26 protein-coding genes are annotated in these 25,461 nt (G+C 42.3%); 19 read left to right on the top strand and 7 right to left on the bottom strand.

The genetic code is table 11. From position 1 onward, the window contains the following. Positions 1 to 31 precede the first annotated feature (31 nt). Positions 32 to 1,045 carry a lipoyl synthase gene (lipA, locus tag J7649_RS05595; protein WP_219309749.1) on the bottom strand — a complete coding sequence of 338 codons (1,014 nt, stop codon included), beginning with the start codon at positions 1,043 to 1,045 and terminating at the stop codon, positions 32 to 34. Between the two features lie 213 nt (positions 1,046 to 1,258). Here lipA and sthA point away from each other — a divergent pair, with 213 nt between their 5' ends. After that, positions 1,259 to 2,674 carry a Si-specific NAD(P)(+) transhydrogenase gene (gene sthA, locus J7649_RS05590; RefSeq protein WP_004646501.1) on the top strand — a complete coding sequence of 472 codons (1,416 nt, stop codon included), beginning with the start codon at positions 1,259 to 1,261 and terminating at the stop codon, positions 2,672 to 2,674. Between the two features lie 96 nt (positions 2,675 to 2,770). Here sthA and J7649_RS05585 read toward each other — a convergent pair whose 3' ends face one another. The 5 genes from J7649_RS05585 to J7649_RS05570 all read right to left on the bottom strand — a co-directional run bounded on the left by J7649_RS05585 (position 2,771) and on the right by J7649_RS05570 (position 7,098). Next, positions 2,771 to 3,100, bottom strand: coding sequence for a four-helix bundle copper-binding protein (locus tag J7649_RS05585; RefSeq protein ID WP_004279668.1), 330 nt, complete (start codon positions 3,098 to 3,100; stop codon positions 2,771 to 2,773). Positions 3,101 to 3,379: 279 nt separating this feature from the next. After that, positions 3,380 to 4,345 (bottom strand): TauD/TfdA dioxygenase family protein, encoded by a 966-nt coding sequence (locus J7649_RS05580; protein ID WP_219309748.1) that lies wholly within the window; start codon positions 4,343 to 4,345, stop codon positions 3,380 to 3,382. Between the two features lie 178 nt (positions 4,346 to 4,523). Next, on the bottom strand, positions 4,524 to 4,658 hold the full coding sequence (locus tag J7649_RS16905) for a hypothetical protein (RefSeq protein WP_004646503.1): 135 nt from the start codon (positions 4,656 to 4,658) through the stop codon (positions 4,524 to 4,526). Continuing rightward, entirely contained in the window at positions 4,651 to 5,865 is a 1,215-nt protein-coding gene (locus J7649_RS05575; protein WP_219309747.1) for an MFS transporter, read from the bottom strand. Before J7649_RS05575 ends, J7649_RS16905 begins: the two co-directional genes overlap by 8 nt. 156 nt (positions 5,866 to 6,021) lie before the next feature. Next, positions 6,022 to 7,098, bottom strand: coding sequence for an OmpW/AlkL family protein (locus J7649_RS05570; protein ID WP_219309746.1), 1,077 nt, complete (start codon positions 7,096 to 7,098; stop codon positions 6,022 to 6,024). Positions 7,099 to 7,548: 450 nt separating this feature from the next. On the opposite strand from J7649_RS05570, the gene J7649_RS05565 reads away from it, so the two are divergent. Further along, on the top strand, positions 7,549 to 7,728 hold the full coding sequence (locus J7649_RS05565) for a hypothetical protein (protein ID WP_004646507.1): 180 nt from the start codon (positions 7,549 to 7,551) through the stop codon (positions 7,726 to 7,728). A gap of 290 nt (positions 7,729 to 8,018) precedes the next feature. Here J7649_RS05565 and J7649_RS05560 read toward each other — a convergent pair whose 3' ends face one another. Continuing rightward, complete coding sequence (locus J7649_RS05560) at positions 8,019 to 8,807, bottom strand: A1S_2505 family phage non-structural protein (protein WP_004646509.1); 789 nt, start codon at positions 8,805 to 8,807, stop codon at positions 8,019 to 8,021. Positions 8,808 to 9,172: 365 nt separating this feature from the next. Between J7649_RS05560 and uvrB the strand changes: the two genes are divergently transcribed. The 17 genes from uvrB (at position 9,173) to J7649_RS05475 (ending at position 25,344) form a co-directional block, all read left to right on the top strand. Beyond that, the gene (gene uvrB / locus J7649_RS05555) at positions 9,173 to 11,194 is read left to right on the top strand and encodes an excinuclease ABC subunit UvrB (RefSeq protein ID WP_086043985.1); all 2,022 of its coding nucleotides are present in this window, start codon (positions 9,173 to 9,175) and stop codon (positions 11,192 to 11,194) included. Between the two features lie 144 nt (positions 11,195 to 11,338). After that, positions 11,339 to 11,926 carry a lipocalin family protein gene (locus tag J7649_RS05550; RefSeq protein WP_044112882.1) on the top strand — a complete coding sequence of 196 codons (588 nt, stop codon included), beginning with the start codon at positions 11,339 to 11,341 and terminating at the stop codon, positions 11,924 to 11,926. 162 nt (positions 11,927 to 12,088) lie between these two features. Further along, on the top strand, positions 12,089 to 13,021 hold the full coding sequence (gene rarD, locus J7649_RS05545; protein ID WP_219309745.1) for an EamA family transporter RarD: 933 nt from the start codon (positions 12,089 to 12,091) through the stop codon (positions 13,019 to 13,021). Between the two features lie 251 nt (positions 13,022 to 13,272). Then, on the top strand, positions 13,273 to 14,730 hold the full coding sequence (locus tag J7649_RS05540) for a glyceraldehyde-3-phosphate dehydrogenase (RefSeq protein ID WP_219309744.1): 1,458 nt from the start codon (positions 13,273 to 13,275) through the stop codon (positions 14,728 to 14,730). Between the two features lie 171 nt (positions 14,731 to 14,901). Next, on the top strand, positions 14,902 to 15,276 hold the full coding sequence (locus J7649_RS05535) for a winged helix-turn-helix transcriptional regulator (RefSeq protein ID WP_004730108.1): 375 nt from the start codon (positions 14,902 to 14,904) through the stop codon (positions 15,274 to 15,276). Between the two features lie 407 nt (positions 15,277 to 15,683). After that, a complete protein-coding gene (cgtA, locus tag J7649_RS05530; RefSeq protein WP_004646519.1) occupies positions 15,684 to 16,901 on the top strand; it encodes an Obg family GTPase CgtA in 1,218 nt (405 codons plus the stop codon). Between the two features lie 27 nt (positions 16,902 to 16,928). Next, complete coding sequence (gene proB / locus J7649_RS05525) at positions 16,929 to 18,062, top strand: glutamate 5-kinase (RefSeq protein WP_004279682.1); 1,134 nt, start codon at positions 16,929 to 16,931, stop codon at positions 18,060 to 18,062. Positions 18,063 to 18,254: 192 nt separating this feature from the next. Beyond that, the gene (locus tag J7649_RS05520) at positions 18,255 to 19,445 is read left to right on the top strand and encodes a tyrosine-type recombinase/integrase (protein ID WP_219309743.1); all 1,191 of its coding nucleotides are present in this window, start codon (positions 18,255 to 18,257) and stop codon (positions 19,443 to 19,445) included. Between the two features lie 145 nt (positions 19,446 to 19,590). Further along, positions 19,591 to 20,592, top strand: coding sequence for a hypothetical protein (locus J7649_RS05515; RefSeq protein WP_219309742.1), 1,002 nt, complete (start codon positions 19,591 to 19,593; stop codon positions 20,590 to 20,592). Positions 20,593 to 20,695: 103 nt separating this feature from the next. Further along, positions 20,696 to 20,989: a helix-turn-helix transcriptional regulator gene (locus J7649_RS05510; RefSeq protein WP_219309740.1), complete on the top strand. Its 294-nt coding sequence runs from the start codon at positions 20,696 to 20,698 to the stop codon at positions 20,987 to 20,989. A 4-nt stretch (positions 20,990 to 20,993) separates the two neighbouring features. Beyond that, positions 20,994 to 21,212, top strand: coding sequence for a helix-turn-helix domain-containing protein (locus tag J7649_RS05505; protein ID WP_219309738.1), 219 nt, complete (start codon positions 20,994 to 20,996; stop codon positions 21,210 to 21,212). After that, on the top strand, positions 21,209 to 21,715 hold the full coding sequence (locus tag J7649_RS05500) for a BRO-N domain-containing protein (RefSeq protein WP_219309736.1): 507 nt from the start codon (positions 21,209 to 21,211) through the stop codon (positions 21,713 to 21,715). Before J7649_RS05505 ends, J7649_RS05500 begins: the two co-directional genes overlap by 4 nt. Next, positions 21,708 to 22,076, top strand: a complete 369-nt coding sequence (locus J7649_RS05495) for a hypothetical protein (protein WP_219309734.1) — start codon at positions 21,708 to 21,710, stop codon at positions 22,074 to 22,076. Before J7649_RS05500 ends, J7649_RS05495 begins: the two co-directional genes overlap by 8 nt. A gap of 9 nt (positions 22,077 to 22,085) precedes the next feature. Next, a complete protein-coding gene (locus tag J7649_RS05490; RefSeq protein ID WP_219309732.1) occupies positions 22,086 to 22,328 on the top strand; it encodes a hypothetical protein in 243 nt (80 codons plus the stop codon). Beyond that, the gene (locus J7649_RS05485) at positions 22,325 to 22,627 is read left to right on the top strand and encodes a hypothetical protein (protein WP_219309730.1); all 303 of its coding nucleotides are present in this window, start codon (positions 22,325 to 22,327) and stop codon (positions 22,625 to 22,627) included. Before J7649_RS05490 ends, J7649_RS05485 begins: the two co-directional genes overlap by 4 nt. Further along, positions 22,620 to 22,922, top strand: coding sequence for a hypothetical protein (locus J7649_RS05480; RefSeq protein ID WP_198054629.1), 303 nt, complete (start codon positions 22,620 to 22,622; stop codon positions 22,920 to 22,922). Before J7649_RS05485 ends, J7649_RS05480 begins: the two co-directional genes overlap by 8 nt. Continuing rightward, positions 22,915 to 25,344, top strand: a complete 2,430-nt coding sequence (locus J7649_RS05475; RefSeq protein WP_219309728.1) for a DUF927 domain-containing protein — start codon at positions 22,915 to 22,917, stop codon at positions 25,342 to 25,344. The genes J7649_RS05480 and J7649_RS05475 overlap by 8 nt, the downstream gene beginning before the upstream one ends. The last annotated feature ends 117 nt before the right edge of the window (positions 25,345 to 25,461 follow it).

Here is a 25,461-nt window from a genome sequence, read left to right as displayed (position 1 = left end):
GAGGGCTTTTATTTCATTAGTTTAAACAGGATTAAGCTTCAATGGCCTGAACTGCAATTTTCTTGGCAGGATCCACTTTACGGCGCACTGCTGGTACAGGTTCGCCATTGTATTGGCGGTCGGCAAAGTAGCTTGAACGAACCATTGGTGCTGCCCAGATATTACGGAAGCCCAGTTTTTGGCCATGTTCGGTATAATGCTCGAATTCTTCAGGTGTTACGAAGCGGTCAATCGCTGCATGTTCTTTTGAAGGCTGCAAATACTGACCAATCGTCACATAATCCACGCCATGCGCATGTAAATCATCAAGCAGAGCAAGCACTTCTTCTTCAGTTTCACCAATACCGACCATGAGACCACATTTGGTTGGTACGTCCGGGCAGTATTCTTTAAACATTTTTAGCAGGTTTAAAGAGTGCTGATAGTCAGAACCTGGACGCATGGCTTTATATAAACGCGGTACAGTTTCGATATTGTGGTTAAACACATCCGGCGGACATTCAGTCATGATACGCAGCGCGATATCCATACGGCCACGGAAGTCCGGCACCAGAATTTCGAGTAAGGTATTTGGGCTTAGAGCACGTGCTTCTTTAATACAATCGACAAAATGCTGTGCACCGCCATCCAGTAAATCATCACGGTCTACCGAAGTGATTACCGCATATTTCAAACCCAGGTTGGCAATGGTCTCAGCCATATGACGCGGTTCATCTGCATCCAGTGCATTTGGACGGCCATGAGCCACATCACAGAATGGACAGCGACGGGTACAGATATCACCCATAATCATAAAGGTCGCAGTACCGCCACCAAAACATTCAGGCAGGTTTGGACAGGCGGCTTCTTCGCACACCGTATGTAATTTTTGCTGACGTAATGTGGTTTTAATACGTTGAACTTCTTCAGGTGCCGCCATTTTCACCCGGATCCAGTCCGGCTTGCGTGGCGTTTCAACCGTAGGAACAACTTTTACAGGAATGCGGGCAACTTTTTCCGCACCGCGAAGTTTGACGCCCTGTTCAGGTTTACGGTTTTCAGACATATTCAACTTTTCCACTGTTTTTGAAGGGGGAGATACTCAAAGATAGCGCAGTTATTATAACGGACTTCGTTCTAAATAGGGCAAAAAGGGGTATTCATTTAAAAAATGTTCTTATCAAGCAATATATGTGAGTTAAATACACCAAATCAACAGGATTTACGTCATAATAAGAGTGTAGATTAAAGTGAATTTTTTAATTTTGAGGAGCGTTGAATGCCACGTAAAAAAGAGGTCGTTAGTGGGACTTTCGTTAAATATGATGCGGTAGTTCTAGGTTCGGGCCCTGCGGGCGAAGGCGCGGCAATGAAACTTGCCAAATCTGGTAAGCGTGTTGCAATCGTTGAGATGCGTGAACAGCTGGGTGGTAACTGTACCCATGTCGGTACGATTCCAAGTAAAGCATTGCGTCAAACAGTATCCAGTATTATCCGTTATCAACGTGATCCACTGTTTCAAAAAGTTGGGGACTGGAAGCAGTTCACTATGAAGCAAGTGTTGCGTCATGCACATAAAGTTATTCAACAACAAGTAGATACACATTCACGTTTCTACGACCGCAATAAAATTGATATTTATCATGGTCGTGCCTACATTCAGGATCAAAATACCATTTTTGTATTTAACCCAGATGGCATTAAAGAAACGCTGATGTTTAAGCAACTGGTCATTGCCAGCGGCTCGCGTCCATATCGTCCAGACATTCTTGATTTTAATCATCCACGTGTATTTGATTCAGACAAAATTCTGGATCTGGACTATTCCATCCAGAAAATCATCATTTATGGCGCAGGTGTAATCGGTTGTGAATATGCCTCGATCTTTATTGGTTTGGGACATAAAGTTGACCTGATCAACACCCAACACAAACTTTTAAGCTATCTTGATGATGAAATCTCTGATGCGCTGTCTTATCACTTGCGTGAACAGGGTGTGCTGATTCGTCATAATGAACAGATCGACTTTTTAGAAACATTTGACGACCATGTGGTGATGCACACGCAAAGCGGCAAGAAAATTAAAGCCGACGCGATTTTGTGGTGTAATGGCCGTTCAGGCAATACCGATGGTCTAGGCCTTGAAAATGTCGGCCTGAAACCGAACAGCCGTGGTCAATTGACTGTGAATGATCAATATCAGACTGAAGTAGAAAATATCTACGCTGCCGGTGATGTAATCGGTTGGCCTTCACTAGCCTCTGCTGCCTATGACCAAGGTCGTTGCGCGGGTGCCAATATGAGCGGCGAGAAAGACGTTGCGCCGGTGACTGATATTCCAACCGGGATTTATACCATTCCTGAGATTTCTTCGATTGGTAAGACTGAACAGCAGCTGACTGAAGAAAAGATTCCGTATGAAGTCGGTCAGGCATCATTCCGTCATTTGGCACGTGCACAGATTACCGGAGATACTATGGGCGAATTAAAGATTCTGTTCCATCGTGAAACACTGGAAGTTTTGGGTGTACATTGCTTCGGTAATAATGCCTCTGAAATTATCCATATTGGTCAGGCAGTCATGAACAGCCCGAACAATACCATCAAGTACTTCGTAGAAACCACGTTTAACTATCCGACTATGGCTGAAGCGTATCGTGTAGCCACACTGAATGGTATGAACCGTTTATTCTAAGTGAGATATTTGACTTAGACAGAAAAACCGCAAGTCTTCACTTGCGGTTTTTTTATTGGAAGTGATTAAGTCAGTCAAGTTGATCAAATCGAATTTTTAAGCCGCCATTTTTCGGCATTCTTCAGCACAGCGGCGGCATGCTTCGGCACATTGCTGACAATGTTCATCTTCATGATGACCACATTCTTCTACACAGTAGTCACAGGCTTTCGCACAAAGTTCACATATTTCATGCATGAATGGAGATTGCTTTTGTTCCATACGGGCACACAACTGACAGATATCTGCACAGTCCAGACAGCGCTGGATACACTCCCGCATCATCTCCAGATCTTCTTCTTTAAGACAGGCACTGGCACAGTTGGCACAGGCCAGGGAACAGTTCATACAGGTTTGAACACAATCTGAAAATTGAAGCTGATTCATTGTCGTTTCCTCTTTCCATAGGTTTGTTGCTGATTTTCTAATAAGCTAAGCAGAAAAAGGAAAATACACTAGGCAGATTAGGTGAGGAAAAGTAAATAGGCGCTTTGTTTTGTTAAGGAGTTTACTATCTATACTTATATTCAGAGTTAGATAGTTTTATTATTCGAGAAAATAAAAAACCATTGGGCCGGTCAAAGTCTCAATGGTAGAGGATTTACATGTGAGTCATTATTATCGAAGGTTGTAATGACCTTTCTTGTTATTCTGATTTTCTCATTTCTAAAACGGACGGCTACCCGCCAGACTGATGCGTTTTAATAAACGGCGCTGATCAGCCGGGAATGGACGGCGGGAGTGCAAAGTCACCTGATTATCCCAGAACACGATATCGCCAATTTCCCAGTGATGTTCGTAAGCGAACTCAGGTTTTGAAATATGCTCACGTAATGTTGCGATCAGTTGGCTGCCAGCCTGATCATCATAATTGACCAGCTCGACTTCGGTATGCGTGTTTAGCCAAAGCGCTTTACGGCCAGATTCAGGATGGGTACGCACCAGTGGATGTGGATAGGCATGACTTAATATGGGCTGATCTTTAAAGCGGTACAGCGGACTATTACCGTAACCTTGATCAACAGCCTGATCTTTAGTTTTTTGACGGCGCACAAAAGGGTTGTAAGTAATCAGTTGCAGCTGATCGATCTCTACCTTGGTTGCTTCATCGAGTGCATCATAGGCTTTAATGGTGTTGATCCAGCTGGTCTGGCCGCCGTCCTGAGGTAGTTCAATCGCATAGAGTAAGGAACCAAAAGAGGGTAAAGGCGTCCATTGATGATCGGCATGTGGAGTGAGTTCACCATGACCAGTATAATCGCCTTGATCGACGGCATTGGAAACCGGCACGACATCGGGTGGAACACCGCTATCGGACTGCGCAGCCAGTACCGGTGTATCTGCACCTGGACGGAAAATGGAACCGAAATAAGTTGAAAACGCCAGATACTGTAAATCATCCAGACTTTGCTGTTTGAAGATCAAAATCAGATGCTCGGCCAGAGCCTGTTTTAATTTTAGAATGGTTTCGGATGACTGGGCTTTACGGGCATCCAGACCATAGACCACTGCGCCTAAGGCCTGATCAGCTTGCGGTACAATTTTTATTTCATCCGGATGTTGCAATTGATCTGGCTGATGCCAGCGTGGGGCATCATGAATGGCTTGTGAAAGTTGGGTTAAGCTGGTCATTATAAAGTCTCAGAATTTTCTTGTTGATGAGAATCTAAGAAAATTCCGGACTGAAATAAAATCAAAAGAAATGATAAGTTTATGAATAATCTAATATTTTTAATATTTAGTTGATTTTAAAACATTTAACTTATTCTGCGATGGATTGCGCATTTTCTGCTGAGGATATTTCAGCAGATTAGTGTGCGCAGAAAGCCTGATTAAAATATTCAAACAGCTGAGGGGTTTGTAACCACAGTCCAATCGACAAAGCCAGTAAAAGCAGGATTGCCACCACAATCGAGAGTTTGAGTTTCAGTAGAGAATCAGTCATGGACGATTTGCTCCTCATTGACCCAGAAATGCACCAGTACGCCAAAAATGCTGAGGACAATGGATAGCATCCACACCGCATTATAATTGCCGCTTAAATCATGGTTGACTCCACCGAGCCAGCCACCGAAAAACGAGCCAACCTGATGGGTAAAGAACACGATGCCACTGAGCATGGTCAGATATTTCACCCCGAACATATTCGCTACAATGCCATTGGTCAGCGGAACGGTCGATAACCAGAGTAATCCCATAATGACACCAAAGCTATAGACTGTCCATGTGCTGAGAGGCAGCATGAGAAAGGCAATAATCGCAATTCCACGCAGGGCATATAATCCCATTAGCAGATGCGGTTTGGAATATTTTCCACCGAGCCAGCCGGCCGTATAGGTGCCTACCACATTAAACAGACCCACTAAGGCTAAGAAAATCGTACCGGTTGTGGCATTAAAACCATGATCGATCAGATAGCCCGGCAGGTGGATGCCAATAAAAACGACCTGAAAACCACAAACAAAAAAGCCCATGGCCAGAAACCAGAAGGGTTTATGATTTTTCACCACCACCAGAATCTGTTTAAAACTGAGTGAGACTTTATTGGAGGTAGCGGCTGCGTTGGGATGAACATACATCGGTGCTTTCAGCATCCAAGCCAATGGCACAATCAATGCAATTAAAATGGAACTAACCACCAGCGCCGCTGACCAGCCAACATTCTGTAATAGCAACAGGGTCGAAGGCAGCATGATAAACTGACCAAAAGACCCGGCCGCACTGGCAATTCCCATCGCCAAACTGCGCTTTTCTGGTGGGGCAGCACGTCCAACTGCAGACAATAACACCGGAAATGACGTAGCTGACAGGGCGAGACCTAGAATTAACCCTACACTCAGATTAAGCAATAATCCAGTCGAGCTGACTGCCATCAAGAGTAGACCGATTGCGTATAAGGCTCCGCCTACAGCTACCACAATCTTGCTGCCATATTTATCGGCAAATGCCCCGGTAATTGGCTGAACTGCACCCCAGATCAGGTTTTGCATGGCAATGGCCAAGCTAAAAACATTATGACCCCAGCCAAACTCTTCGCTCATCGGTACCAGATACAGGCCAAAGGCATGACGTACACCCAATGACAGTGCTAAAATGATGGCGGAGCCAATCAGCATAAAAATAAGAGCTTTGGAAAATTGACTGTCAGCCATACGTCATTCATGCCTATAAAGTTGATATGTATAGTATTCGATTCAAGCAATAGAGGCGATTAAATAAATATTGATCAAAAGATAATTTTTTTTTATCAATATATTAAGCCTAAAAAAAACGGCCGAAGCCGTTTAATCAAATATCGGGTTTTAAACTTAGAAACGCATCCCGATCCCAGCATAGGCCAGAATCGGATTGACTTCAATATCGGCTTTAGAGCGAATCAGCTCACCTAGATTTGCATCTGTCACTGTAATTGTCGTGTCATTTTTCAGATGTGCATAAGAGACTGAACCGACTGCAAACCAGGTTTCATTAAAGTCATAGCTAAAGCCGACCGTGGCCACAGGCGCGAAAGCATCGGATGCTTCCAGATCAACTTTCGGGTTGGCTGAACTTGGCGTGCCATCCAGAGAAGCACCAGCTTTTCCTTCCTTGATATTGGCAATCATATGTCCGGCAGCAATCAGGTCTTGCTCGGTACGTGAGTTAATTTCCAGTTCATTGAAATAGGCATACATGACACCTAAGCCGACATAAGGCCGGAATTTATTGACCCCGGTTTTACCAAAGTGATACTGGAATTCAAAGGCAGGTGTCCATGCGCGGGCAGAAGCCGCCGGCCCATAAGCTTCCAGATCAGTAATCTCGATGTCTTTCTTCAGTATAATATCGATAGGAAGTTCAATATTGCCCAGAGTAGGGGTTGCTGTTCCCGAGAACGGTGCATAGATTTTACCTTTACCTTGCAGATCAACCTTGGGCGGAATGCCTGCTTTCATTTCAAATGAAATATTATCGGTAAAGTAGTAGTTGGTCATAATGCCTAAAGTCGTGACATCATCCGCTGTCAGACCGGTACCTGGATTATCCCATTCAGACAGACCATTGATTTGAGTGGTTCCACTGATATCCGCTGGTAATGTACCTCCAGTGAAGAAGCCAATCCCTTCTAATAATCCTTTCACTGTTCTCTGATCGACAGAAGGATCAAGATTATTGACGACCGTATCAACACTGATAGCACCGTTTCTATAACTTTTACCGTTTTCGACAGCAGTATTCACTTTAAATGGTTGGGCCTTACCTTGCGGCATCACATGCAATGCACCGACCGATACCGAAAAGCGCTTAAAGCCATCTCCATCTTGCAAGCTAAAATAAGGGGAATCTGCATGCGCGACCATAGGTAAAGTGGCTAGGCCTGCCATACATGCCAGCAATGTTTTCATTGATTTGGAACTCCATGTCCAGTTTGTTTATTCGTTTTTCTAGTTAACTAATTATGTGAATTACATTAAAAAATTCAGTTATAGAACAACAGGTCAAAAGTTAATCGATGGTTGAGATTGGTAACTTATGTATATTTCTTGTTTGTATCTCTTGATTTTTAAGAAGTGCATAGGATGTAAAAATAATTACTTTTGCCCTACTAGCTTAAGTATAAAAGTGAAGAAAATTTGCTCTTGAGAGCGTTAAAATTTCAATTGAATGAATTTTTATCATTGAAGATATAGAGGAGAGTTTAGGGGAATTTTAGGCTGCATTACTTCAAGCATTTACCATCATGGGATTGTTTTTTATTTTTCCAAAACAAGAGCATATGAATTTATCCAAGATCCTGCTACCCAGTCGACTGAGTTTTTTTGTACAATAGCTGCATATATTATTGAGTGAATCACATGAGCACCCAAACTCCTCCCAAAAAAAAGCCCCTGGTTAATTTACCTTTCCCGATCAAGCAAGCAGAGCAAAATGCTGCAGAAGAAGTTCTGGAAGATTTAAGACCAAGACCGCAGCGTTATGCTGATCGTACCTGGATGCCGCCACGTGGTACTCGCCGTTCAATGGGTAAACGCTAATTGATCAGACTCAAAAAGCTATGATAAATCATGGCTTTTTTTGTGGAAGTGTTTAGGGAGTTGGCGATCAATATTTCATTTTTGCAGCTTCCTGAGTAAGAAAAAGTAAAACCCCGAATGATCCAAATCTTTTTCAATTTTATTCTCGATAAAGCAAACGAAATATTTAAGCTTTCTAAATAACAATCAAAATAAAATCCAGACCTGATTGATTTCATATTCGACATTTTAGCCGCCCATAAAAAAAGCCAATTCAAACATTGGCTTTTTTGAAAGATATTTTGATAGCACTAACGAATGCTTTTACGCGCTTTATTTTCCGGTTTCGGTGGCGCAATTTCTCGCTCGCCTTGCCAGACATCGATAAAATCTTTCTCGTTAATATTATAAAGTTCTAGGAGTGCTAAAATCACGCCTCCAAACAACATGGCACCTTCTGAATGGCTCTGAAAATCAACCAGCTTGGTATTCAGGTTGTGCAGGATATCTTCAATTTCAAAGACACGTTCCCGCCCATTGCTGTCGGTCGGATAGATCTGGGTATTTAAAATAATTCTCGCCAAGCTTTTTTCATTTTCGGTCAAAGGCAGTTCTTCAATCAATTCATCGCTGGCTGGAGTTAAAATGACCGAATCGCGGAATATGGTATGTAAAAAATTTGCGCTTAATTTTGGCAGCGGCTTTTCGACAAAAGGACGGAAAGATTGCGGGAAAATCACATTACGTGAGATGCCTTTAAACATCGGTGCAATTTCCTCTACCTTATAACCTGCGATCCCACAACCCAAGGAAGTAATAAAATATTTATTTTTAGGATGGTTTTTGGTGTAAATCTTAAAGTCATCAATATAGTGCTGGATTTGTGAGAGTGGCATTTGTTGCAAATGCTCGTTCATTGTTGGAATAGCATAGCTCTGACCCGCCCAGCCACGACCCACGCCCATGACTGCACCAAAATGCTCAAGTGCCGTTCTGGCTGCTCCACCACCATGCTGTCCAGCCAAGTTGCTGCCAAAAACAAAAACCGTATTTTCCGGAAGGGATTTAACAATACTTTCATCGTGATAGTGGTAAGTCATAATTGTCTATTCTAGGCCATCCTGATCTTCATGTTGCCCGTGAAATGCATAGGGGTCAAGGCATTATTCTGCAGCGATATCCAAACAGAGAGAGTAATATTTCACCCATAAGGCAAAACATGATGCCGAGTATGCACAAATAAAGCTGCTGGCTGAAAATGCTTGGTTTTTTCTGTATTTATTCGCTTTGTAACTGTATATTTTATTGATGATTTTTCAAACTAGAGAATGAGTCAAGCGCTAACAAATAATGAATACTAATATTGTTTTATTTTACCAAACAGAAACCTAAGCAGGGATTGAGTAATTCCAATTTACCCTCATAATAAATCAAATCTATATCCGCAGCGAAGTCAGCGAAAGCTATGAGTGATAAAAAACCCTTTGAATTAGTGACCAGTTATCAACCAGCAGGCGATCAGCCACAGGCCATTGAAAAACTTGTCAAAGGCATTGAACAGGGTTTTCATGATCAGCTTTTACTGGGGGTTACTGGGTCTGGTAAAACCTATACTATGGCCAATGTCATTGCACAGACACAGCGTCCGACCATTGTCATGGCACATAACAAAACTTTGGCTGCGCAGCTCTACGGCGAATTTAAAGCATTTTTCCCCAATAATGCCGTCGAATATTTTGTCAGTTATTATGATTATTATCAGCCGGAAGCCTATGTGCCATCTTCAGATACTTTTATCGAGAAAGATGCTGCAATTAATGACCATATTGACCAGATGCGCCTTTCTGCAACCCGTTCACTCCTAGAGCGTCGTGATGCGATTATTGTCGCATCGGTATCTGCGATTTATGGTTTGGGTGATCCAAATGCCTATATGAGCATGTTGCTGCATGTGGTGGAAGGCGATCGCATTGGCCGTGATGACATTATTCGCCGTCTGGTCGAGATGCAGTATTCACGTAACGAACTGGAATTCCTGCGCGGTACTTATCGTATTCGCGGCGAAATTATTGATATTTTTCCGGCTGAATCCGATCAGGATGCGATCCGGATTGAACTGTTTGATGATGAAGTTGACTCCATTCGCTGGTTTGATCCGCTGACCGGGAAAATGGTTCGTAAAGTGCCTCGCGTCACTATTTATCCTAAAAGCCATTATGTTACGCCGAAAGACAATTTATCCCGTGCGATTGAAACCATCCGAGACGAACTCAAAGAGCGACTGGTGTTCTTCCGTGAAAATGACAAGCTGCTGGAAGCCCAGCGCATCGAGCAGCGCACACGCTATGATCTGGAAATGATGCAGCAGTTGGGTTATACCAACGGCATTGAAAACTATTCTCGACATTTATCTGGCCGTCCTGCGGGTGAAGCGCCGCCGACCTTGTTCGATTATATTCCGGATGATGCCTTGCTGATTATTGATGAATCGCATGTGACGGTGCCGCAGATTGGTGCCATGTATAAGGGCGACCGTTCGCGTAAAGAAAATCTGGTGAATTACGGATTCCGTTTGCCAAGCGCGCTGGATAACCGGCCGATGAAATTTGAGGAATGGGAACGTATTGTGCCGACGACCGTTTATGTCAGCGCAACGCCCGCACGTTACGAGCTGGAAAAGTCCCAGCAGATTGTCGAGCAGGTGGTACGTCCGACTGGTCTGATCGATCCGGAAATTGAAATTCGTCCAGTTCTGACGCAGGTCGATGATGTGCTTTCAGAAATTAATCTACGTAAAGACATTAATGAGCGGGTGCTGGTTACGACCTTGACTAAGCGTATGGCCGAAGATTTAACTTCTTATTTGAAAGAATACGGGATTAAGGTTGCTTATTTACATTCGGATATCGATACCGTCGAGCGGGTCAAAATCATTCATGAACTGCGTACCGGGGTGCATGATGTACTGGTCGGGATTAACCTGCTGCGTGAAGGGCTGGATATGCCGGAAGTGTCACTGGTTGCCATTCTGGATGCAGATAAAGAGGGATTTCTGCGTTCTGAGCGCTCTCTCATTCAGACCATTGGCCGTGCTGCACGTAACCTGAAAGGTAAGGCGATTCTGTATGCAGACCGAATCACTGATTCGATGCAGAAAGCCATTGATGAGACGGACCGTCGTCGTGCCAAGCAGATTCAGTTTAATGAAGAACATGGCATTACCCCGCGGAGTGCAGTGCGTCAGGTGATCAAGGAAATTGATACAGGTGAAGTATTGGATGATGATTCAATTGAATTGAAAGCCTCGGATCAGGCACGTGCGATCAGTGCAGATGAGCGGCATATCATGGCAGATCCAAAAATGTTTGCGAAACACATTAACAAGCTTGAAAAGGAAATGCTGAAAGCTTCCAAAGAGCTTCAGTTTGAGCAGGCTGCGCGTATGCGTGATGAAATTGTGCGTTTAAAAGCCCAGATGTTTGATTGATTGTTGTTGCATTAAATCTTATTTAAATGACGTAAAATCAATCACAAACCAAACATAATGTAACAAATTTAGGAATTGGATAAAGCTATTGTATGAACAGAAATTTTTAAATAAATATTTTGTGAACATGCAATAGGTATTTTTATGACAACTCAAAAATCTTCACGTACTGGATTAAAGCTGGCAAAAATTGCGGTGGGTAGTGCGGTTCTTCTCGGTTTGGGCGCCGCTACTATGGCTTATGCGAAAGACGAGCCATTACCGACCATTGAGAAAGTTGAACTGGACCGTTATCTGGGAACATGGTACGAAGTAGCGCGCAAACCTTTATATTTTCAAAACAAGTGTGACCGTGATGTCACAGCGACTTATACTTTAAATGAAAATGGCAATATCGTGGTGGATAACCGCTGCATTAAAAAAGATGGTGGACAAACCCAGTCATTGGGCGAGGCATTTGTGCAAAATCCACCGCAGAATACCAAGCTAAAAGTCAGTTTCTTACCAGACTTTATTCGCTGGATTCCGGTCGCTCGTGGCGATTATTGGGTCTTAAAACTGGATGAAAATTATCAAACTGTTCTGGTTGGTGAGCCTAAACGCAAATATATGTGGATACTCTCACGTGATCCTCAATTGGATAAAAATGTGGTAAATGAATATTTACAATATGCACAGTCTGTCGGTTATGACCTGAGTGATGTAATTCATACTAAACAAACTCAAAGATAAAAAGATCGTCTTAATGGGAACCATGCTATGGCATGGTTTTTTATTTTATGAGTCGAAAGACAATCTAAAATCGAGAGATAACTACATTTTAAATAGATGAAGCATCAAGCTTTCTATTGTACTAATCGTTATAATGCCGGCGAATGAAATTAGAGTTTAACTATGTATAAAGGCATCGCGTTATCTGTCTTGGCCTCTGTGGTTTTTGGAGTGCTGTATGTATTTACGCCTTTTTTACAGCCTTTAGATAGTGAACAGACCTTTGCATGGCGTATGCTGGCGACCTTGCCATTCCTCACAGCCTTCATGTGGTGGTCGGGTGATCTGAAACATATCAGCGGTATTTTTAAACGGGTGTTGCAACAGCCTTCATTCTTGATCTGGTTGATGATCAGTTCATTGTTGTGTACCACGCAATTGTGGTTATTTTTATGGGGTCCCATCAATGGTCGTGGCCTCGAAGTCTCGCTCGGTTATTTTCTCCTGCCTCTGGTGATGGTGCTGGTCGGTTGTGTGCTCTATAAAGAAAAATTGTCATCATTCCAGATGGTTGCCGTTGCTTTGGCAGTATTGGGGGTAGGGCATGAAATCTGGCGGATCGGTTCAATCGCATGGGAAACGGTTTATGTCGCTTTAGCTTATCCACTTTATTTCTTTATGCGGCGTAAATTTGCGACCGATCATCTTGGTGGATTCTGGTGGGATCTATTTCTGATTTTGCCTGTGGCATTTTATTTGGGCTTTATCTATAGCGATTCCATGCCGCTTATGTTGAATCATTCCCACTTGATCCTGGCAGTTCTTGGATTAGGCTTTTTAAGTGCGCTCGGTTTGGGTAGTTATATTTTGGCTAGCCGATATTTGCCCTTTGTCATCTTTGGACTGTTGAGTTATCTGGAGCCGGTACTGCTGGCTTTTGCCTCGATGGCATTGGGCGAGCGCGTGGAATCAGGTGAATGGTTGACCTATATTCCAATCTGGCTGGCTGTTTTACTGCTGGTTGTGGAAGGAATATTACATTTGCTGAAGCAGCGTAAACAGCAATTAGCCCTTAAGAAAAATCTGGAAAACTATCAGGACCGGCTCAACTCTTAAAATTAAAAAGAGATTGAATGAATAAACAACATTTAACAAATTTGTGCCAGGTACTGAAAAATAGTGGTCTTTAGCATTTTCGAATGCAAAATCATTCAGCTAATTACAACTATTTTTGAAATTTATAGTGAATATACGTTAAAAACTACCCGTCTCAACGAGCTTTTGATTCAAACTTGCGGCCAATTCCATTACAATTGTCGGGTTTAGAAATTTATGCTTAGATTTACAATTAATTAGAGGACGTATCTGTGAGCAAAGACACTATTGTTGCCCTCCATGCAGAACACCAAGGTCGCTGGAAAAACCGTGAAGAACTTGCGGAACGTATGATTGCCCTTGTTGGCCAGTTATATCGTGAAAAAAATATTGTAGCTACAGTTTATGGTCGCTCTTTAATTAACCGTTCTGTGATTCAGATTTTGAAAGCACACCGCCGTACTCGCGTACTGGACGTTGAACTTTCTGTAGTTGATACTTTCCCAATTCTTGAAGCATTGGTGAAAGTAGAAAACATCGGTTCTGCTGAAGTTGATCTGGGTAAACTTGCTGTTGAATTTAAAGCAAAAGGCGGCGACATCGATGCATTTGTTGCAGACGCTGTTAAATCGATCGAAGGCAATGCTGCTGCGGTAGAACATAAAGATGTCGTTCTTTATGGTTTTGGTCGTATTGGTCGTATCCTGGCACGTTTGATGATTGGTCAATCAGGTCTGGGTCGTGGTCTTAGCCTGAAAGCAATCGTTGTTCGTAAATCATCTGATGGTGATTTGGAAAAACGTGCTTCTTTACTGCGTCGTGACTCTATTCACGGTCCATTTGCAGGCACAATTTCTGTAGATGAAGAAAACGAAGCAATCATTGCCAACGGTAACTTCATCAAAGTGATTTATGCTTCTAATCCTTCTGAAGTAGATTACACTGCATACGGTATCAACAATGCACTTGTGATCGACAACACGGGTAAATGGCGTGACGCTGAAGGCCTTGCTCAACACCTTAAATGCCCGGGTGCTGCTCGTGTGATTCTGACTGCACCTGGTAAAGGTGACATGAAGAACGTGGTTTACGGTGTAAACCAAGCGGACATCCTTGATGAAGATACAATCATCTCTGCTGCAAGCTGTACGACTAACGCCATTACACCTACGTTGAAAGTATTGCATGACAAATACACAGTGTTGAATGGTCATGTTGAAACAGTTCACTCGTTCACGAACGACCAGAACTTGATCGATAACTACCATAAAGCAGACCGTCGTGGTCGTGCTGCAACATTGAACATGGTCATTACTGAAACTGGTGCAGCGAAAGCAGTAGCGAAAGCGCTTCCAGCTCTTCAAGGTAAATTGACAGGTAACTCTGTACGTGTACCTACACCAAACGTATCTCTTGCGATTCTTAACCTGACTTTAGGTCAAGACGTTGATCGTGATGAAGTGAATGAATACATTCGTCAGATTTCAATCGGTTCTAGCCTGCAAGGTCAAATCGGTTATACCAACTCGACTGAAGTGGTATCTTCTGACTTTATCGGTTCACGCACTGCAGGTGTATTTGATGCGCAAGCAACAATCACTTCAGGCAACCGTTTAACTGCTTATGTTTGGTACGATAACGAAGTGGGTTATAGCTGCCAGGTATTGCGTATTGCTGAACAAATGGGCGGCGTAAGCTATCCAAAAGTTCCTGCTGAAACTAATGCATAATTAGTATTTAGCAAAAAAAGAGTCTCATTTGAGGCTCTTTTTTTATTTTAAACTTTTTTTCTAATCCAATAAGAATTAAGAAATCTGCTTGCTGGTGAAATATTAATCTGATAACTTACAAAGAGTAAGTATATTAAAATGAGTAAGTAATAAAAATATGGTGAGAATGTTATGACAAATTATGCAATCAGCCCATTATTAGGTCAGGTTTTATCAACTGAATGTCCATCACGTGAAATATTGGAACACCTTGCCAATAAATGGTCGGTCTTGGTTTTGCGTTGCCTAAGTGAAGGGGTGCATCGTTTTAGTGAGCTGAAACAACGCATTGAAGGGGTAAGTGAAAAGATGTTGTCCCAGACTTTAAAAATGCTAGAACAAGATGGTTTTATTTTGAGAACGGTTTATCCGGTGGTGCCGCCAAAAGTGGAATATCAATTGACGATTACTGGCTCACAAGCGGCTGAAAAAATCATGTATTTAATTGGCTGGATTGAAAAAAGTCTGCCAGATATTTTAGAGCATAAACAAAGTATTATTAAATAGTTTTCATTAAGTGGCAGGAATGCAGTGTTTATGAAAATACAAAATTTGAACTTATCTTGGTGTATATAAAATACAGATTTTAAAAGGTATTCGCATCAGAATATTTTCTTGTGAATACGGTTTTTGAAAATTTATTCCTCTATAAATTATTTTAAAAATCATCAAGAAATTCACAAAAAGAATTTCCAGAATAGGGGATGGTACTAAGGTAAAAATACTTCATTTCCTGCCACTTCTTTTCAATCTTTTAAGTATTTTTTTTCTAAATCTATGCCTTGAATAGATCAAATAGGCTCGGTGAGAAAACGACTAACTAAGATTTATGGGATTGCTGCATAATTCTATTCGAGAAATTCTTTAAAATATGGCAGAATATGGGGTTTTAAAGTTTTTAGAGGATTGGCAATATGCGCTTTGTTGATGAAGCAGTCATTACCGTAGAGGCTGGCGACGGTGGCAATGGCGTAGCCAGTTTTCGCCGTGAAAAATTCGTGCCATTTGGTGGTCCAGATGGTGGTGATGGTGGTCGTGGCGGCAGCATTTATATTCAGGCTGACGACGACACCAGTACGCTAGTTGATTATCGTTATACACGTAAATATCGTGCAGAACGAGCAAAAAATGGCCGTGGGGCGAACTGTGCTGGTCGTGGCGGTGAAGATACCGTATTAAAAGTTCCGGTAGGAACAACAATTGTAGATGTAGAGTCTGGTGACATTATTGGCGACTTGATCGAAGACGGTCAACGCGTGAAAGTTGCAGCAGGCGGTGATGGTGGTTTAGGTAATACCCACTTTAAATCATCGACCAACCGTTCACCACGTAAGTGTACGCATGGTCAAAAAGGCGAATTCCGTGAAATCCGTCTAGAGCTTAAAGTTCTGGCAGATGTCGGCTTGCTGGGTATGCCAAATGCGGGTAAATCAACCTTTATTCGTGCTGTATCAGCGGCAAAACCAAAAGTTGCAGATTATCCATTTACCACCATGGTGCCAAACCTGGGTGTGGTCGATGCTGACAGTCACCGTTCATTCGTGATGGCGGATATTCCAGGCCTGATCGAAGGTGCATCTGAAGGTGCAGGTCTTGGGATTCGCTTCCTGAAGCACTTGGCGCGTACCCGTATCTTGTTGCACATCGTTGACGTACAACCGATTGATGGCTCAGACCCGGCACACAATGCCAAAGCAATTATGAAAGAGTTAGAAAACTTCTCCCCAACGCTTTCAAAACTGCCGATCGTATTGGTGCTGAACAAAGTCGATCAGTTGGCTGAAGAAACACGTGAAGAATGGTGCACCCATATTCTTGAAGAATTGCAGTGGGAAGGCCCGGTTTTTGAAACTTCTGGCTTAACTGCTGAAGGCACCAAAGACGTGGTTTACTACCTGATGGATCAGATCGAAGAGCAACGTGAACGCGAAGCTGAAGATCAAGAATATGCAGCAGAAATGAAAGCATTCCGTGATCAGCTTGAAGCTGAAACACGTGAACAAACCATCGCTGCAAAAGAAGCGTATCGTGAGATGCGTCGTCAGCAACGTCTTGCCGGTATTCTAGGCGATGACGAAGATGATGAAGATGGCGATGATGATAGTGATGTGGAAGTGTACTACGTACGCTAATCTCTGAGAGAAGAGTCTGAGGATAAGATGATAGAAGTGGTAGATGGGCAGCGTCAGCTCAAGGGTTGTAAACGAATCGTTGTTAAAATCGGATCATCTTTACTCACAGCAAACGGACAAGGTTTAGATTTAGATGCTATCTCGCATTGGGCGGGACAAATCGCAGATCTACACAATGCAGGACACGAGATTATTCTGGTGTCTTCCGGTGCTGTGGCTGAAGGTATGGTTCGAATGAAACTTGAGAATCGACCCACCGATCTACCCAGTCTTCAGGCTTGTGCTGCCATCGGTCAGATGGGCCTGATTCATACTTGGTCAAGCGTACTTGAGAAGCATCAGATTCGAACTGCGCAAGTATTGTTAACCCATGATGATCTGGCAGATCGTCGTCGCTACCTCAACTCATGTGATGCCTTGCAGAACCTGATTGATTGGCGCGTGATTCCGGTGATCAATGAAAATGACACGGTTTCGACTGACGAAATTCGCTTTGGTGACAACGACACGCTTGCGGCCATGGTCGCAGGTCAGGTTCATGCAGACCTTCTGATTATCTTAACGGATCAGGAAGGGATGTTTGACTCAGACCCACGGTCTAATCCAGATGCCAAACTGTTCCATACCGTACGTGCGATGGATGAAAGTCTGTTTGATATGGCCGGTGGAGGCGGTAAATTTGGTCGTGGTGGCATGCTGACCAAAGTTCGTGCTGCACGTCTGGCTGCAAAGTCGGGCTGTCCGACCTTAATTGCAAGTGGTGATAGTGATGGTGTTCTATCACGTCTAATGTCTGGCGAATTGTTAGGCACCTTATTTGTCACTGACAAAGACCGGATGACAGCGCATCAGCAATGGTTGGCGGCTCACTTGCAAACCGCAGGTCGTTTGGTGATTGATGATGGTGCAGTGAAAGCCATTAAAGACAATCATCGCAGCTTGTTGCCTGTAGGGGTGAAAGCGGTTGAGGGTCATTTCGAACGCGGTGATGTGGTGGAATGTGTCGATACACAAGGTCACCGTATTGCTGTAGGGCGTGTCAATTTCAGTTCGCGTTCAGCAGATATCGTTCGTGGTCTGGCATCAGATAAAGTGCATCAGGTGTTAGGTGAAGCGCGTTCGCTGGAAATGATTCATCGCAATCATATGGCAATATATTAGCAAAAACCTACCATAACCTAACATAACGTGAAGGCTTGATTCTGTAAGGGATTGAGCCTTTTTCTTGTGTGATGCAATAACATGCAATAGACTACGATGGGAGGTTAAACGGAGGTTAAATGGGAGGTTAAAAAAATTAATCGCCATAAATTCTAAAGCCTCTTAATTGTATGAATTATTGAGGAAATAATAATGCTGTCTAAATTGCAAATTGATGCTATTAAGCCAACCTCCAAGCTACAGAAAATCAATGATAGTGAGATGCTTTACTTGTTCGTATCTCCGACAGGTCGCAAAACTTGGAAGGTGCTTTATACGCTTGATGGGAAGAAGAACACAATCACACTGGGAGAGTATCCAAAGGTACTCAATGCTAAAGATGCACGTTTAAGACGTGACGAGATAAAAAAACAAATATCCGAGGGCATCCACCCGACAGAGCAAAAACGACAGGACAAGATAAAAGATTTATCAGAAATGAGTTTTGCCGACCTGATCCAGCTTTATGCTGAAAAAGTCACACCACATAAAAGGGGCGGACGTGTGGAAACCGTTATTTTGAGTAGCTATATAAAATCATTTCCCAGATTGATGAAAAAGCCAGTAAACCAACTGGGACAACTCGACATGATTCAGTTTAGGGATGAGCGATTAAAAAAGGTAAAGAGTGCGACAGTAGCTAGGGACTTGGGCTTATTAAGTGCTGTATTTAAATATGCACGACAAGAGCTAAGAATTATGACCAGCTCCCCATTGGATGATGTAGCCAAGCCGAAACAGTCAGTGAGTAGAAACAGACGTATTTCACAAGATGAGATAGAGAGAATCTTGGATGCTTTTAAATATGATGGACGTTCCCAGCCAATCACTAAGAAACAACAAACAGCATGGGCGTTTTTATTTGCTATTGAAACAGCAATGAGGGCAAGCGAGATAACAGGCTTAAAGTGGGCGGACGTTTACGACAAGCATGTCGAGCTGGAGCTTACAAAGAACGGCGCAGCTCGAAAAGTTCCCTTATCTAAGCGAGCTATTGAGCTTTTAAGCTACATGAGGGGAATAGATGATATAGACGTTTGTACGCTTAAAAATAAGGTGGCTGAGGGTGAAATAGGCGGAGGTGGATTATCTGCATACTTTACCCAGGTGGTGAAAGGTAAATTAAAAATTAATGACTTAACTTTCCATGACACAAGGCATGAAGCCATTTCACGAATGGTTAAAAATGCCAAGCTCCCAGTAGAGGTGCTGGCAAAAATTACAGGCCATAAAACCATAAGTATTTTAATTAATACCTATTACAACCCCGACATTGAAGAATTAGCCAACCATCTACATAAGGAAGATGACCCCGATATTATCTTGTTTAAAAAGTCTATTTGAGTACGACAAGCTAGGACGTTCAATAACTAGCAATTACTTAATTATTTGATATATTGATTCAGCTAGGTATAGGCAGGCCAGCCGACAAGCAAGTACCCAACTTGTTTACCTAGCTACCTTTGGGGTGCTGTGGGAGGCATTGATTTTGAATTTAGAATTTTTAAATAAACAGCAGGCCATATCTTATTTTAATAAACAAACTGATTTAAATATAGATAGAAGAACCTTTTTAATCTACTGTTTAGAAAATGAAATTCCTATTAAATATAAGGCAATTACTGACTTCAAAGCAATTGCAGGCTTTTTTATAAATGCTGATGAGTACACACAGCTAAAAGAACATCAAAGTATCGAGGTGGATTTTGAGGAAAGAGAAGATAATACTATTTATGCTCAAAAAAGTTTTGATGAGCAATTAAATTTACTAGCTTATAAGTTTTTTAAGAAAGTTTTTCCTAAAGAGTATGATAGCAAAGACCCAATGCTGAAATTAGATACACTCAGAAAGTGCTATGAGCTAGTCAAAGAAAAAGAAGAATACAAAGAATTATTAAGTAAAAAAGATTCTATAGATAGGTTAATTAAAATTAAGAAAGCCTCCTGCATACTATTGTTAGATGAAGATAATGTCGGATTAGTATTTCATGAAGAAAATATATTTTCCGTGAAAAGTGGTATTTATGATTTTTTAGATAGTTCGCTTAGTATCAAAGGGCTTATTCAAGCAGAAATAAAAAACTACCGAGATGGTTTTTACGATAGTTGTATACCAACTGAAAGCAGATTTTTTATTAGTGATAACTTGTTTTATTGGAAGGCTGATAAAAAAGAAAAAGACATATTTGGCAGTTTTTATACAGATGAAATTTTCCAGCAAGGGTTTTTGAAAGCTGATATTGATTTGCTAATCAAAAAGTTATTTCAAAAAGAAAAACCTGTAAAAGAGATTGATATTTTACACCCCAGAACGGCTAACAATGCTTCAAAAATAATTAGTGCCTTGTGTGAATTGAACGGATTGGATATTACTCAACCTTATGGAAATTCCAATAAGGAAATAATGGGTGTGCTTGACCGACTAGGAACACCATTGAGTAAGGATGTTGTAGGTGATTGGCTAAAGTTAGCTCATGAAAATACAAAATAAATTCTAACTAGGTAGTGGCAGAATCTAACTAGAACAAAGTAAAAAAAATCAATTTCATACTTGCACCCAAGCAATAACGCTTTATGAATTGCAAGGGTGCAATATGCTATACACAGAACAATATGCTCGTATTAAACAATTAGCGAGCGCACCATCTACCCCCGAAAAAATCTACACAGTAAAGACAGGCGAAAATGCAGGCATGAAACGCAAAGTTAATGCCAAGCCTGAGCGTGTCGGATTGCTCCCAGTCAGTGAAAAAACAATATGGACTTGGGTCAAGCAGGGGAAATTTCCACAGCCTTTGAAGATTAGTGGCAACGTCACTGTATGGCGTATGTCTGAGGTGCAGGCATGGATTGAAGAACAAGCCACCATTGCAACGATGGGAGCATAAGAACATGAATAGCACCCAATTAAAACAAGTCCTGACTTATCTCAAGCAAGGCAAAACCATTTCACAGGCTGAGGCTATCGACCTTTTCAACTGCTACCGATTGAGCGCAATCATTCAGCGTTTACGGTGTGCAGGTTATGACATTGTGACCCATCGTGAGCGCAATTATTCAGGCATCGGTTCACATGCTCGTTATGAACTAATTAAGCAGGTGGCAGCATGAACCCATCTATTTTTAATTTCAATGAACACGGCGTTCGTGTTGTCTTGAGCAATACCAACGAGCCTTTATTTTGTTTGACTGACGTATGTAGCGTCCTATCAGTGAGCAGAACATCACGCTTATTACGTGAATTAGATTCAAAGGGTATGGCAGATTGCCACATCCTGACAAATGGCGGTACTCAAAAGCTCAAGTTCATTAATGAGCCTAACCTTTATCGCATTATTTTTCGATCTAATAAAAAAGAAGCGTTGAATTTCCAAAACTGGGTATTTGCTGAGGTACTGCCAAGCATCCGCAAAACTGGGAGTTATGTAGCACGTCAGACCGCTTATGAAGAATTAAACCGCCTATGTATGCAGGAAAAAGTATCTAAGGATAAAGGTACATTTCATAGCCTGGGTATGCACCGCCGTAAACATGAAAAGCATTTAAACGCCGTCCGCATTGAAACATGCAAAGCTAATTTACAGCTAACTTTTGAGGGGGTAGGCCATGAATAAACATGTAAACCCTGAATTTTTCAAAGCCTTTGACCATTACAAAGCAATGCTTGAGCAGTATGGGGAACACCACCCCATCACTGAGCAGGCACTCATGCTAACAATGCACCACACGCCTGAGCATATCAAAGCAGAGATGCACCAAAAGGCGAAGGAATTAAACCTATTGCCACCGCCAAGCGGTTACACGGATGACGGCGAACCTATGTACCAGTTAGAGGACATTGCAAAGCATTTCGGCATTTCGTTTGAAGAAGCAGAACAGCGTTTATTGCAGATGATGGATAACCGCCAGCAAGTCGGATTATCAAATGACGGCGTTTTGATTAATTCAGATATTCATATCAATCGTGTGCAGTGAGGTGAAGGCATGAAAGATATTGTACTGGCTTCATATCGCACTAACACCGAGGCAGATATTGAGGCGGATTTAATCGTAAACAATGAGGCTTGTAGTTTTATCGAACTAATCACCATAGGCGGTGGAGTTCAGGCCATTGATGACGGTATGAAGCAACTTATGCAAAACCCTCAAGCCACTGGCGTTGTGGTGCTGCATGGGGAGAGCTTACAGCAGCTTATTGATGCTTACTTGAAAGGAGCAGAAGCATGAAAAACAAATTATTCGATATTGCTAACATGCCCAAGTATGGTTATATTAATCGGGCTTTGAGCAAAATCTCAAAGTTAGCTTTGGTCGGCTATATTCTACGAGGCGCACAGTCCGCAAGGACTTTTTTTGTGCGTAATATCTCTATGCGTTCGCATGTTATGGTGAAGCTGGAGAGGGACACTTTCGAGTGTGCAGGGAACCTTGTAGACCTGTCGACCAACCCTTTTCAGCTTTGCCACCCTCACTTGGTCGTGAATGGTAAAGCTCCAAAACTACAAGGAGCGCATTCTCATGCCTAATCAAATCAATTCTAAAAATACACCTAAAACTTATGATGCAGGCGATATGGCGGACGTGTATAGCGAAATGCTAGAGCGCAGTGAATCCATCGGCTATATGCTGCAAGTTCTGCAAAATGAAATAACCCTACTGCCAAAACTCACAGGACTGGAAGAAGTCTATTTTCAATCAATAACACGGTGCTTTGGTGTACTTGAGCAATTAAGCTACGACAACATACAGAAATTGGCACAAGGCGAGAAACGACTGAGTGCAGAATGGGAGAAAATGAAAGGGGGTAGCCACAATGCTTGATTATGACCACCCCAAAGAACTAATAACACCCAATGACATTTTAAACGAATGCACACAGCTTGTATCGTTTAATGATGCTTATTCATCACATCCAGTAATACAGCGTTTTGGCAGTCCTGAGCAGCCGATCTATGTCGATGATGGCAATGTGGATATAAACGGCGTTACCTATGCACAGCCTTTGATTCTGCCTGTCTATGATGGGCAAATGGAGCTTGTTCAATGTGCAGTCATGCAAGATGGGCAGCGTGTGGCTGTCATGCCTGATGGATTGGCTAGAGGCTTTGCAAGGTATGGCGATTTTGACCATGCCCAGCCTGTCATTATCACATACAGCCTAGAGGCTTTCTTTAAGGTCGCACAGACTGGCTACGCCGTTGCATTGGTGCTACTGCCTACCCTATGCAGCAGCCATAAAACAGAACTCAAACCGTATGATTTTGAGCAAATAAAGTTCGTTATTAATCAGCTATCACAGGCAGGCTATACAAAGTTATATCTACCTGTCCGAATTGAGCAAATGCACCTTGAGCCATTTAAAGAGCTGGAGCAGAACACGGCAGTTAGGCTGCTATGCCAGTATTTAAGAATCGGTGTAAATCAGTTCCAGATTGAATTAAGCCAGGATGAAAGTGTAAGTGAGGTGCTGGCGTTTATTGAGGAAGCTATAGAGGCTTTACCTGAAAAGACCAATCTACCCAAAGGACATTTAGCCAAGCCGTTTAAATATGGTGACGGTGTATTTCATCTCCTTGAAAATGGCTTGTATTACATTGAACAAACCAAAGAGGACGAATTGAGGCGTTATATCTCAAGTCCTATTAATGTGCTGGCACAAACAAGGGACATGACTAATAACGCATGGGGTCGCTTGTTAGAATGGTATGACGCTGATGGAGTTAAACATATTCAAGCGCTATCTATGGAGCTATTCCAGTCGGACGGTGTAGAGCTACGCAAAGCCTTAGCTTATCAAGGGGTGATTATTGCACCTGATGGCAGAGCAAGGAATTTACTGCAAAGCTATTTAATGAGTTACCCGACTGATGCTAGGGCGTTATGTGTTGACCGCGTGGGCTGGCACGACAATATATTCGTATTGCCCAACAAGCAGATCGGACAGCATGAAAATGATGAATTAATCGTTTATCAAGCTACCCAGGGGGTCGATAGTAATTATCAAAGCAACTGTACTTTGGAGCAGTGGCAAAATAACATTTCTATCCCTATTGCCACCCATAGCAAATTAGTAGTCGCGCTGAGTTCTGCATTTGCTGGTCAATTGCTTGCACCACTGGAGCAGCAAAACGGTGCTGGCGTTCACTTCAAAGGACAATCGTCAAAAGGTAAAACAACGGCTTTATATGTTGGATGCAGTGTATGGGGTAAACCTAGCAAGTATCACAAAACATGGAAATCAACAGGCAATGCTTTAGAGCATACAGCTTATATGCACAATGATGGTTTTTTAGCATTGGATGAGATAGGGGAAGTTACCAACCCTAAAGAGCTGGGCAATATCGTTTATATGCTGGCAAATGGTAAAGGCAAAGGACGCATGACAAAGCAGATAACTGCTAAACCGTCCTATGAATGGAAAGTTATTTTTCTGTCTACTGGTGAAAAAAGTTTAAAAGAAATCATGCAGGAAAGCGGACAAAAGACCAAGCTGGGGCAGGAAATCCGCCTGATTGATATTGATATAAGTCATTCCGAACATGGGCTATTTGATCAGGTCGACTTTGCCGAAAGTGCTGCAAAGCAATCTAGGTTATTAGTGGAGCGTTCTAATCAATCCTACGGTGTCGCAGGTATGGAGTGGCTTAAATACCTAACCAGTGACAAGGAACGCACCACAAATCAAGCCAAGCAACTATTAGAGCAATACAACCTTGAGTTGGTAGCAAGTCACAGTCAAGGCCATATTGTACGAGTGGCAAATGCCTTTGCCTTAATTGCAGCAGCAGGCGAGCTTGCCACTCAAGCAGGGATTACAGGATGGAAATCAGGTACGGCATTTAATGCAGTGAAGGCCGTTTTTAATGAATGGGTGAATGACTTTGAGTATGTTGGAGATTATGAAAATCGAGAATATATCTTGCAGGTTAAAGCCTTTTTTGAGGCGAATGAATCCAGCCGTTTTGAATCAATCACCCCAGACCCCGAACATATCGAAAAGATTATTAATCGAGTTGGGTACTGGAAGATAGAAAATGGCGAAAAGTTATTTCTTGTACTGCCTGAGCAATTCAAAAATGAAGTGTGCAAAAGTCTTGATAGCCGAAAAGTTGCAAAGGCTTTACTCATTCAAGAACTGCTAGAACATGATACAGGGAAGAATACAAAGACAGTTCGCCTACCCAGTCGAAGCAAAGCGATTCGAGTTTATGCAGTTAAAGAGGCTATTTTTAGCTGGGAATAGTAAAAACACAGGGCAACAAAGGCAACAAGGGCAACAACCTTATGAATAAAGGCTTTGAGCGTGTTGCCCATACAGAAACGCAAAAGGCAACAAAGGCAACAAATTAAGATTTCCCTC

It is taken from the genome of Acinetobacter lwoffii, assembly GCF_019343495.1.
GTDB classification, from domain to species: Bacteria; Pseudomonadota; Gammaproteobacteria; order Pseudomonadales; family Moraxellaceae; genus Acinetobacter; species Acinetobacter lwoffii_P.
This window is presented reverse-complemented; position numbering and strand designations above follow the sequence as displayed.